The organism is Kiloniella majae (genome assembly GCF_002118315.1).
Classification (GTDB): Bacteria; Pseudomonadota; Alphaproteobacteria; order Kiloniellales; family Kiloniellaceae; genus Kiloniella; species Kiloniella majae.
In genome coordinates this window covers 200,940-212,827 of the sequence record NZ_MTSZ01000005.1, presented here as the reverse complement: position 1 = coordinate 212,827, position 11,888 = coordinate 200,940, and the positions used below count along the sequence as shown (strand labels likewise).

Below are 11,888 nucleotides of genomic sequence, written 5' to 3'. Positions count from 1 at the left end.
ATTATAAAACAAGTTATTTTAATTTTATGGATTGGAGCTGTACTCGGCATATTTTGGGTTGTGCAGCCAGGTCCCGCATATCGACAACTGGCGGAACACATTCCATATGTTGCTAAACTGGGCGATGTGTTAAATCCTTTATTTTACCGAAAATATATTTACTGAAGCAATTCACTCTGAAATGGACTATCTATGCTACTTGACATGTTGATTTTGCTCGATGCCTTTTTCTATTGGGCTATTTATGTGGTTGCATGTCTTTTCTTGGGGGTGAGGCTTGTTAGCCTTTTGGGGTTGAAAGAAATCGCCATTACGCAGGTTTCAGCAGCCGGATATTTGGGCCTCTCTTTTGCCATGGGGCTACTCGCTTTAGGCAGCGTCTTCGAGGTTATAGCTGCGCTGGGTTTGTTTTCAAAAGGGCTTGTTGGCGGGTTAATACTGGTCGGTATGTTGTCTGGTGTTCCTATTGCCCTGCGTGCGATTCCGTTAATGAAAGAAAAGATGATCACGTTGTCTTCGCAGTGGTCTGATCAACCTTCCGCAATTCAGATTATTATCGCAGTAACTGTATTGTTAATTCTTATCCTTGCCTGTATCACTCTAAGCCCTCCCTCTTGGGATGCTATGGCATACTACCTCGCTCAACCGAAACTCATCGCCGCAACAGGGAGATTTACACTCCTGCCAGCATATGAAGATTTTTCGCAAATTGGGTTGGCGGGGGAGATGCATTTTGCGGTGTTCTATTTATTTAGTAGCGAGTTTGCGGCAAAGATGGTTGTTTGGGCGGCTATGCTAAGCAGCGTTGCTTTGCTTTGGGCAATTGGCTCTTTGGCTGGTTTGGGTCGTTTGGGGCAATGGGTTCTCATTGCTTTGTTGCTGACCTCTACAGTATTTACCAACATTGCCTGGGATGGCAAAAGCGACTTATTCGCGACAGCATGGGGGCTTGGCGCTGTCTATGCAGTGTTGTTGGTAGAAAAGTTTCCGAACAGAACATCATTTTCATTGTCGGGGCTGTTGGCGGGTGGTGCTATGGCAGGGAAACTTTCTTTCATCCTGACATTGATTCCACTGCTTGGGATTTTATTTATTTGGCGTGTTTGGCTGTGTGCCCCCCGCACAACAAGTTCTTTAGCGTTCGCGGCCCCTTTGATCCGTAAAATTCTTATCGCCAGTGGTTGGGCAATCATCGCCATATTGCCCTTGATCATCAAAAACGCAGCCGTTTATGATCAACCCTTTGCGCCGATCTATCTGTTTGGCAGCGAGAATTCCGGCTTGCTCAATCAAGGTTGGTTTACACCAGAAAACACCCGCTGGATTTTGATGACTTATCCGTTGGCATTGGTGTTTGGTCAGTATCCTATGCAGTACGGTAATCTATCGGCTTTATGGCTGGCCTTATTGCCGTTACTGTTTTTTGCTCCGCGACCTGTCAGTTTCATTCGTTCCCCACTGTTTGTTCTTAGTGTCGTATCGGTGCTTACAATATTGCTGTGGGCAATTTTGCGACCGGCTGCTTTTGCCCCCCGCTATTTCATCATTCCATTGCTGACCATCTTGCCTGCAGTAGCCTATAGCGCAGAAGTTTTTATTCGAACGACACAACTGCGGCTGCTCAAGGCTATCGTTTTGCTGGCTATAGCTTTCAGTGTTTTTAGTGCGAGCGTTCGCTTTGCGCCAGCCATGGAGCGGAGTATAAGTTACCTCAGGCAAACAGCCCACAAATCATGGGGAAACCCGATCTGGGCAATGACTGAATATGTCGCACGGGAAGGAAGGCCAGGGGAGCGAATTTTTCTAATGATGTATTATCGCTCCATGTTACGGAACGATCTATTGCAGTGCGTGTTAACACAACAAGAGAGCGTAACAATTCGCGAAGCAAACTCATCCCATGACATTTGGGAGAAAATGCACATGGCAGGGTCAAATTACCTAATTTTGGATAAACGGACACACGCAAGTGCATTTTCAACGGATCTGAATATTGCCGATACCCCGGAATGGCTTACCGTTGAAAAGAAGGCTTACCCGGGAGACAAGTTTGTTTTGTATATCCTAAAACCCAGTGAGGCCGCCCCGGAACCAAAATCCAAATGTATAGAAGGTCAAAACGGTGTTTGGACCTCAATAACAGAGTGAATCTAGACCTTGACTCTTCTGCGCTTTGGTATTTATACAAACGATATTTTCTTTGAAAACTTACAGAGAACTTCCCAATATGACTAAAAATTCAGACGTACCCTTGATAAAGATTATTGAGGCCCACCAACCATGGTGGCGGCTTAATCTTGCCGATGCGTATGATAAGCGTGAGATCTGTTATGTTTTTGCCTGGCGTAAAATCTCTACGCTCTATAAACAGAAAGCATTGGGCATCGTATGGGGTCTGATCGAACCTTTGGCACTGTTGATTATTATGACAGCCGTATTTGGATACGTCATGCGGTTACCCACCAATGGCTACCCTTATCCGGTCTATGCCTTTGCTGGACTGATGCCATGGCTTCTATTTAGCAAAGCAACGACTAGCGTCTCCAATTCTTTAATGGAAAATATGGCTGTAATATCAAAAGTTTACTTTCCTCGATTGATTATACCCGTCAGTAGCTTGGCAAAAGATATCTTCGATTCCGTCATGTCCATGGCCGTACTTTTATCTCTGGTTGTTTATTATGGCTTTCCGCTAAGCGCCAAATACCTACTGCTGCCTTTCTTTATGGGCATTCCTATTTTTGCGGCCCTAGGGATTGGGTTGTGGGTCTCGGCTCCGATGGTTCGGTTTCGCGACCTCCAACATGTTGTCGCCATTTGTCTGCAGGTTGGAATGTATGCGTCGCCTATTATCTATAGTGCGAAAATGGTCCCTGAAAATCTGTTACCCTATTATACCCTGAACCCGATGTCCTGGGCTATTGACGGTGTTCGATGGATCATGCTGGATCAACCACTTGAGTTCACAATTAGCTTTTATTTATCCATGGCACTGACCTTGGCTGTTTTCATAAGCGGCCTCTTCATTTTTTCCATTTTTGAAAAGTTATCCGTCGATGTCCAGTAACAGTTCCGATATTACCGTTTCCGTAGAAGGCCTGGGTAAAAAATATTGGCTTCCAGGCCATGGCAGTGGCCGTGGTGGCCGCGTCGGTCTTATGGGGCTTCATTTTAAGGAGTACCTCTCTTTCCTTGGCAAGAAACGTGATGAGGATTACTTCTGGGCGCTTAAGGATATGTCCTTTGAAGTCAAACGAGGGGAAGTGCTGGGAATTTTAGGGATGAATGGTTCGGGCAAAAGCACCCTGCTAAAAATCCTTTCAGGCGTTACAATGCCGTCTACGGGCCGGGCAACAATGCATGGCCGCGTTGGTTCATTACTGGAAGTCGGAACGGGTTTCCACCCTGACCTGACTGGCCGTGAGAATGTGTTCCTCAGCGGATCTTTGCTGGGTATGTCAAAGGCAGAAATCAAAAGTAAATTTGATGAAATTGTCTATTTTTCCGGCATTGAAGATTTCATTGATGTGCCTGCCAAAAGGTATTCAAGTGGTATGTATGTTCGCCTTGCTTATGCGGTAGCATCAAACCTCGATTCTGATGTTCTTATCCTTGACGAAGTCCTTGCCGTGGGGGATGCACAGTTTCGTGAAAAAAGCCGAGAGAGTATGGAAAATGCGTCTAAACAAGGTAAAACTATTTTGTTTGTGAGCCATAACATATCAGCTGTATCTCAGATATGTACCAAAGGAATTGTACTTTCGAAGGGGAAATTGGTACATTCTGGCTCAATTGATGAGGTGGTCCATTACTATAAGAAGGATATTCATTCGATTCCAACGGATATAGATTCTGACAGCCTATTATCACCGAAACAAGATCTTCGGGGTGCTCCTCGTCATACCAACTCTCCTAAAGACAATCAATTTATCACATCGGTTTCTTTACATCAGAGCGATGGTCAGCCGACGGCTTATTTTAAAACGGGAGAGGATATAAGAGTTCGAATTGGCTATAATGTTGGCAACGAGCCCTATAGCTATTTCACAATTTTCTTTCTCGACCAGCTAGGCAATCGGGTCATGACAGTCCAAAGCGACCATGACCTTGAAACTTTAAAGGTAAAGGGGGCAGGCGTCATTGAATGTGTTATTCCATCGAACAGGCTGGGAAGTGGTGAATATATATTGATGCTAGATTACGGGCGAATAAAAAGCACTTATGTCTGCCTTGACTGCGTCCCTTCTGCAATAACTGTCTCTATATCGCTAGGGGATTACCTGAATGGCAGGAGCACTCTAGAAGGCCAAGGGTTCATAGCTCAGAAAACAAATTGGATCATTAAGTAATGGAAATTGTCGCCCGCCATGATCTCGGTGCTGAAGCCTGGGATAGAATTGTGCTGTCTTCACCAGATGGTTGGACATGGGCGCTTTATGACTGGCAGGAAATGATCCTGGGGGTCGAACGTTGGCGCATGCAAGAACAAGGTTTTGCAGTTAAAAAAGGCTCTCAGGTTCTGGCCGTTGTGCCGCTGCACTATCAACCTGATGAGAACTATTTGACATCAAGTGGTTGGGGCTGGACAGGACCAGTGCTTGCGGATGGAATTTCCTCAAAATTAGAAAAGAAAATTCGTGGAGCGATTTATGATCGTATTGTCGATCTCGGCAAAACGCTTCGGGCGCGTGTCTATTTAGAGGGGGCACCGCCTATTACCCGGCGATCCCTTGAGAACAAATGGGCCGTTAACCCCTGTATCGCATCAGGACTTACCGATACATCCACCCAATCTCTAATCTTGGATTTAACCCAGAGTGAGGATGAACTTTGGTTGGGCTTGTCGCAGGATGCCAGACAGCAGATTAAAAAGGCAGAGAAAAATGGATATACCGTTAATCTCTGTTCATGGAAAGACAATGTAGATCGTTACTACCAGCTGCATTGTGAAACCTATACTCGAACTGGCGTGCCGCCGCATCCCAGAGCCTATTTTGAAGGTGTCGCACAGAGTGTTGACCCAGAGAAATACACAGCCCTGTGGGGTGGAGTATCACCAGATGGTGAGGTGATCGCCTATCATAATGATTGCTGTTTTGGTGATGCTGCCCTTTACCATACGGGGTGTTCTTCGCCGGAACACATGGTCTCGGGAATAAACTATCTGATATTCTGGCACGCCATTCTTGGCTCAAAAAGAGCTGGACGGAAATGGTATGAAATTGGCGAAGTTTTTCCCGGAGCAAAGGGCAATAAAGAGGAAGGCTTGAGCATATTCAAGTCTAAATTTGGCGGCGAGGTCCATCGATACTTTCGAAGTTCTTTGGCTCTTTCGGCGACAAGCGCAGATAGTGCTGTTGGCAAAAAAATAGCCATGAAGAATTGGTTACGATCTGGAAAAGTGTTGGTGACTGAAGTATTGGGCGTGAAATTTACAAAGAGAATTGCCATTATCGCCCGAAGTGCAATCCGCCTAGTTCGATTTGGTTTGCAAACAATCAAATTCATGCGGCGTGTGGCTTGGGGTATGTATTCCAGACTTCGCAAAGTCTTGATTCCACAAATTCCGTTTATTCGTCCCTTCTGGGGTCGTGAAGAGCTTGCAACCTTAGCCGACAGCCAGAATACACGAACGGATTGGCAGGAAAATGAAAAGCGCTATTAGTAAGCAACCGGATGTTTTTCATATTCAACCTGCCGGAGAAAACGTTTATACTAAGCTTGCTGTTCGACTGGCCAACAAATCATTTATGACCACAGCTGGCTGCAGGCCAATAGAGTAGGTGTCGAGCTTGAACATGTGTACATATCTCTTCATTTCGACGAGTTTAGTGCCTTGTTGATGACTGAAGCGCTATGAAAAATGGTGTTGAGTATACCCGTAAGGCCTGATTTGACAGAGAGCAATTTTTTGCGTAATGAGCGATTGATTGGCACTATTGGCAAAATGAAAGAGAAGAATGGAAGATAATACCGCACAATTAATTGAGGAAGAAAACCGCGCCAAATATTCAGGCGGGATTTACGATGCAAAAAACATCAGCCATCTTCCCAGTGATAACCCAAAAAACGGTGCTGAAAAATCCCTTGTATTACGCTTGGGGCTTGTACGCAAATATGCCACAGGAACAACCGTCATGGACCTGTGTTGTGGCAACGGTGAGCACCTATTGGGCTTTCGCGAAGACTTCAATGATTGCCTAGGCGTGGACTTCAGTGATGCTTTTGTTGATGAAGCTGATACTCGAAGACAACAGGCTGGCGCTGATAACGTTCGCTACATTTGTGCGAACGCACGCGACATGCCTTTGGATAATGTCAGTATCGGCACAGCCTATTGCTTTTCGTCCCTATACTGTATGCCACAAATTGTTGAGGTCTTGTCCGAGGTCTCCCGCGTTCTTGAAACAGGCGGTGTTTTCATCTTTGACCTTGGTAACATTAGGTCATTAAATTCAATCGTCTGCGGCGCCTATACTGAATTAGCAGAGTCGTGCCATATTTCGATTGATGATATGTGTTTATCGATTGAGAAAGTTGGCTTTGAAATCGTTGAACACAGGCGCTTTCAACTGTTTCCGCTTTGGGGTGATCGGCCTTGGTGGTTGAAGCCGCTATTACATCCTTTGATCGAGAAAATCATGCGCAAGGAGTTTAAGGGCAAGATGTTGGATGAATGGATTAGTAGCGCACCAATCTTGCGCAGTTTTGCATTTCGACATGTTTTTGTGTGCCGGAAAATGAAAATAGAAAAATTGGGTGTTAAGTGATAGGCTGGTTAAGATTTATGCTCGCCAGTACGGTTGTGGCTAATCATGTATGGTTTCCTGTATTAAGCAGTGTTGGTGCCAATGCTGTTTTGGCCCTTTATGTTACAAGCGGCTATTTAATTACCAGAATACTCCATGAAACTTATTTCGAACAAACAGTACCCGCCTCAATAATATTGACAAATTCTTCGGTGATTTATCGTACCCTGTATATTTAAATCATTATTTTTGTGCGGCACTTGTTACTATGATCTTCCAATTAGAGTATAAATCATCACATGGATCAATTGTGTTTTTTGGAGCAACATGGCTTGTAAGTTGTTTGATTGGGTTTGCGGTGAATCATTGGTATGAAAAGCCGATTAACAAAATCCGGGTTTCGATTCGACAGGCGCGGTTAAATCGAAAAGTAAGACGATGCTCTCATCAGGTATAGTGTAGATATTACATATCAATACTTAAATGTGAATTTATTTCATCAAGATAAAAGCGATGACTTTAAATGATTTGTGAACAAAATAAATGAACCAAACAACCAAAGATTATGTCGCTGAACATTACAGTGAGATAAATTCTTATCTTCAGACGCTCTATGAAAATATCTTTGATGCAGACTCTATTGAATCTCACATTAAAGACTACCTTGGATTTACTTTTGCTGATCAAGTTGCACCTTTGGTTGCAAGACAGGTGCCGGAAGGTGGGAAAGTGCTGGATATCGGGTGCGGTTTTGGCAGCTTTGTACTTGCTGCCCGCCGCTTGGGAATTGATGCGTCTGGCGTGGAAATGGCGTCCTTCGAGGTTGATTTCGCGAAGCGAAGAATACAGCATGAAATGCCTGATTGTGATCCGGATAAAATATATTCATGTGCCGACGCAAGGACGCTTGATATCAAGCAAAACAGCCAGGATGCCGTTACATTCTGGAATGTTTTGGAGCACATCGAAGAATGTGAATCTGTTCTCGCCTATGCCAGTGAGATACTTCGTCCAGGTGGACTCGTCTATATTATTTGCCCTAATTATTTTTCATTTCGCAACGAAGCACATTACCAGGTTCCCTGGTTTCCACTGATGCCACGATGGATTGCCAATCGCTATCTTCGTTGGAAGGGGAAAGACCCGAAGTACTTTGAAGAGAGCATATTTTATACGACCAATTGGGGTGTTTTGAATAGCTTGAGGAAAATTGGATTTGAAGCCTTTGATCTTGGGATGACAATTCCATTAAGCTTCAAGTTTAACTTAAGAACTGTCCATTATTGGCTACGATACCCGCACTATATTTTTAAATTATACAACCCATTCGTCGGCTCCGTTGTTCTTGCCGCAAGAAAAAAGTAATAAAATGAGTCAACCAAAAAAACTAATGGTCATCGTACCAGACTATATTTCCCATATCATCAAAAAGGGAGAGTATCAGCCGCTCTATTATAATCCGGGAGAATTGTTCGACGAAGTCCATATTTTACTCACAAATGCCGACAATCCAGACCCAAATTCCCTTAAGCATACTGTTGGTCGTGCAAAGTTGTTTCTCTATAATCTTCCCGAAGATCATCGAATGCATAGAAAGCCCTGGCAGATATTCGATACCTGGTTACTGAAAAAATGGGCGGAGCCCGCCGTAAAGCTTGCCGAAGAAATAGGACCGAACCTAATCCGTTGTCACGGGGCCGACATGAATTGTTACGCCGCACACCGGATCAAACAAAAGCTTGGCATTCCTTATGTGGTCTCGCTACACATTAATGCAGACATCAACATGACGCGCCGCTGGTTAGTGCCAGACCCGACACCAGTCCAACGAAAGCAAAATACTTTATTTGAATATGTAGAGCGGACATCCCTAAATACAGCAGACTTGGTCATGCCTGTTTATAAACCGATCTTGCCCTATCTTGAACGTATGGGCGCGCCGAATGTTGAGGTCTGCTACAATGTTTTGAACATTGAAAAACTCGTAAAAAAAGATAACTACAAGCTGAATCGGCCTGTTAAAGTTATTTGTATTGGCAGATTGTTTGAGCAAAAAAATCCAGACAATATAATTCGTGCCATAGCCCAGATGGATAATATTGAATTTACGATTGTTGGTGATGGCCCCATACGCCCCAATCTCGAATCTCTTGCCCGAGAACTCGGTGTCGAGGGTCGTATTCATTTTCGCCCGACTGTCCATAATGATGAATTATGCACGATGTTGCCGACGTTCGACGTTTTTGCGGTTCATACCGAGTTTTGGGAAATCAACAAATCGGTTCTTGAGGTATTACTAACAGGCTTACCTATCATTATTAACGTACGAAGAGGTTTGCCCGTTCCTGAGTTGATGGGTGATTTCGTTTACAAGGTAGACAACACTGTCGAGAGCTACCTTTCCGCTCTTCAAAAACTTGTCAGTGACGATAGTTTCCGTGAACAACTTGGCCGTAAAGCTTATGAGCATGCAAATGCAAATTGGGCACCGAAAGTTACGGAACGTAAATTTGTCGAAATTTACAAACGGATATCAGGGATTCAAAACTCGGAGCAAGCCAAATGAAAGAACATTCCATCTATCACTGTCTAAGTTGCCAACATACACCCCTTGAGCTATCTGAGGAGGGGTATACGTGCCCGAACTGCAATACCCTGTTTCTAGTTAAAGATGGGATTAGCATCTTGGTCAAGGAAGCACAGGAACACGAAGCTCAACTTGCAGAGGCCCGCTCGATCAACCCGGCTTGGTACGAAGAGGAACAGAAGGCTGAGGCTGAGAGCCCGTGGCGGCATCATCTCAAAAAACGCAGATCTTTTGTCAAAGACTCGATAGCACGCTATCTTTCCTCATGCGGGAAGCAAAAAGCCGAAACCATGCTCGATCTAGGTTGCGGTGATGGCAACAACCTGGCCTGGCTAACGGACTATGCAGAGCAACTCTGGGGTAGTGATTACAACATTTTGCGCCTGGCTCGCGTCAAAGAACGCAAGCTGAATGTTGGCATTTTTTTGGGGAACATCCTCGATTATCCAGTTGTCGATAACACTTTTGAGATTGTTTACTTCAACCATGTCCTCGAACACATCCAGGATGACGACGCCGCACTTGCGACTGCCCATCGTGTTTTAAAGCCTGGTGGCCTTTTGGTTTTGGGTGTCCCTAATGAAGGTGTTTGGTGGTGGCAACTCGCGTACAAGCGCGCTCCAGGAACCCTTGAATCCACAGATCACGTTCATTTTTACACTGCAGAGACGATTTCTCAAAAAGTCCTCACCGCCGGTTTTTCTATTACCGAAGTAAAACATCTTGGATGGGGGCCGCCGGACTGGACATGGGATATGCGGGTCCGAAAGTATAAAATTCTTGACGACCTATTTGATATAATTGGAAAGCTCTTCATTCCGACTCAAGCATCCTCGCTTTATATTATGGCGATCAAAGAAAACAATTGATTTTTGCTAAGCACGCACTAAAAGTGGCATCTTTCCTCTCTGACGCTTAAAAACATAACTGGCATTGTGATTTATGACCGAAACACACCTCCCTCTCGAAATGCGAACGCTGGTTCTAAAGCCAGAGTTATTGACCAAAGGCGGGCGCACATTATTTGTTCTGTGTGCCTATCACGGAGCCGACCATGATAGCGTGGAGGCAACAGGAAAATCTTTTTATCGCAAGGTTATGCGGCGAAATCCTTTTCTTCGTGTCCTTAATAACTTTGCATTTCTTCGGGATTTCTATGCAAATGCCCGTGACCTAGACTATTTACTGTCTATGGTGAAGGATTTTGTCAGCCTGAACACTGTTGATGGTGAAATCGCCTTACATTTTGATGCCGGGTTCGATCTTGACGCATCCAAGGATGCAATTTCAGAGATCACTCCCACACAGCCCTCACAAAGTAATCTTTTGGCTGATGACACATGGACATCCGGCTACATGAGTGAGCTCGCCGCAGGAAAGTTTGACACTATTATTCTAGTCTATTGCGATGCGATTGGACTGCGGTGTAACAAAATTGACGCGCGCGTTGCAAAATCCAGTCCATCACACAAACTTTTGATAAATGGTCGCAGGCGGGTTTTTAAATTTGATGCCGACTTACGTGGCAGTCTCGCGAAACGCAGGTTCCTTGCTCACTCTCACCTAGGGGAATTTGCCAGTGCTGTGGCAATCGTTCCCGTCGCCACAGCACTGGCAGTGTTTGACCTTATCAGCGGTAGGAGCAGCAAATGAGCGATCAAGACGTAAAGTCAGCCGTCCGTGATTGGTGGGCCGATAATCCAATGACCTATGGTCAGGAGCACGGTGTTACAGACTACGTTGATCCAGATGGAACCGTCAGAAAAGTTGAATTCGGCTCTCGAGAATTCTTCGAAACGGCCGATAAAACCTTCTTTCAGTGGAACTTACCTTTGCATAATGACAAAGGAACCTTTGGAAAGATTTTTGATTACGAAAAATTCCGTGGCAAAAATGTTCTTGAGGTTGGCTGTGGCATGGGTTACATGGCCATGAACTGGGCGCAGCAGGGAGCAAAAGTAACCGCACTAGATCTCAACCCCGTCGCAATCGTGCAAACGACAAGTCGATTCAAGGCATTCGATTTACCCGGTGAAATTATTGAGGGAGATGGGCGCTCGCTTCCCTTTGAAGATAATAAATTCGCTCATGTCTACTCATGGGGTGTCTTGCACCATAGCCCAAATATCGAATCCTCCTTGGCCGAAGTCTTCCGTGTTGTGGAGCCCGGCGGCACCGTTGGTGTTATGTTGTACAACAGAAACTCTTTCTTGTTTCGATACATCGTGCAGTACCTAGAAGGTATTGTTAACCTAGAGCACCGCGTTCTTTCTCCGCTGGAGATGGGCAGTCGTTATGGCGATGGTGATCGCAGGGAAGGAAACCCGCATACTTGGCCCGTAACGATCAAGGAAGCGAAAGAAGAATTGTTTGCCCAATTTGAGGATATCAATGTAGAGGTCTTTGGTACTGATGTAGCAGGGATCGTTGATCATTTCTTCCCGCTCCTTGCATCACGTTTAATGCCAAAACCATTGTTGAATGCATTGATCCGCCGTTGGGGATGGAGTCTCTGGATTACAGCTCGCAAGCCAAAGTAACGGAAAATAATT

At 45.0% G+C, this 11,888-nt stretch carries 10 protein-coding genes; all 10 read left to right on the top strand.

The features are described from left to right. Positions 1-192: 192 nt before the first annotated feature. The 10 genes from BKB51_RS15500 (at position 193) to BKB51_RS15450 (ending at position 11,876) form a co-directional block, all read left to right on the top strand. Positions 193-2,148 carry a hypothetical protein gene (locus BKB51_RS15500; RefSeq protein ID WP_085902023.1) on the top strand — a complete coding sequence of 652 codons (1,956 nt, stop codon included), beginning with the start codon at positions 193-195 and terminating at the stop codon, positions 2,146-2,148. 79 nt (positions 2,149-2,227) lie between these two features. Continuing rightward, on the top strand, positions 2,228-3,067 hold the full coding sequence (locus tag BKB51_RS15495; RefSeq protein WP_085902022.1) for an ABC transporter permease: 840 nt from the start codon (positions 2,228-2,230) through the stop codon (positions 3,065-3,067). Next, a complete protein-coding gene (locus BKB51_RS15490; RefSeq protein ID WP_085902021.1) occupies positions 3,057-4,349 on the top strand; it encodes an ABC transporter ATP-binding protein in 1,293 nt (430 codons plus the stop codon). The genes BKB51_RS15495 and BKB51_RS15490 overlap by 11 nt, the downstream gene beginning before the upstream one ends. Then, positions 4,349-5,665 (top strand): lipid II:glycine glycyltransferase FemX, encoded by a 1,317-nt coding sequence (locus BKB51_RS15485; RefSeq protein ID WP_085902020.1) that lies wholly within the window; start codon positions 4,349-4,351, stop codon positions 5,663-5,665. Before BKB51_RS15490 ends, BKB51_RS15485 begins: the two co-directional genes overlap by 1 nt. Before the next feature lie 295 nt (positions 5,666-5,960). After that, on the top strand, positions 5,961-6,770 hold the full coding sequence (locus BKB51_RS15480; RefSeq protein WP_085902019.1) for a class I SAM-dependent methyltransferase: 810 nt from the start codon (positions 5,961-5,963) through the stop codon (positions 6,768-6,770). Positions 6,771-7,292: 522 nt separating this feature from the next. Further along, on the top strand, positions 7,293-8,114 hold the full coding sequence (locus BKB51_RS15470; RefSeq protein WP_085902017.1) for a class I SAM-dependent methyltransferase: 822 nt from the start codon (positions 7,293-7,295) through the stop codon (positions 8,112-8,114). A 4-nt stretch (positions 8,115-8,118) separates the two neighbouring features. Continuing rightward, positions 8,119-9,315, top strand: a complete 1,197-nt coding sequence (locus BKB51_RS15465) for a glycosyltransferase family 4 protein (protein ID WP_085902016.1) — start codon at positions 8,119-8,121, stop codon at positions 9,313-9,315. 119 nt (positions 9,316-9,434) lie between these two features. Then, on the top strand, positions 9,435-10,205 hold the full coding sequence (locus BKB51_RS15460; protein WP_158090251.1) for a class I SAM-dependent methyltransferase: 771 nt from the start codon (positions 9,435-9,437) through the stop codon (positions 10,203-10,205). Between the two features lie 73 nt (positions 10,206-10,278). Beyond that, positions 10,279-10,989, top strand: coding sequence for a hypothetical protein (locus BKB51_RS15455; protein ID WP_085902014.1), 711 nt, complete (start codon positions 10,279-10,281; stop codon positions 10,987-10,989). Next, the gene (locus BKB51_RS15450; RefSeq protein ID WP_085902013.1) at positions 10,986-11,876 is read left to right on the top strand and encodes a class I SAM-dependent methyltransferase; all 891 of its coding nucleotides are present in this window, start codon (positions 10,986-10,988) and stop codon (positions 11,874-11,876) included. The genes BKB51_RS15455 and BKB51_RS15450 overlap by 4 nt, the downstream gene beginning before the upstream one ends. Positions 11,877-11,888: the final 12 nt, after the last annotated feature.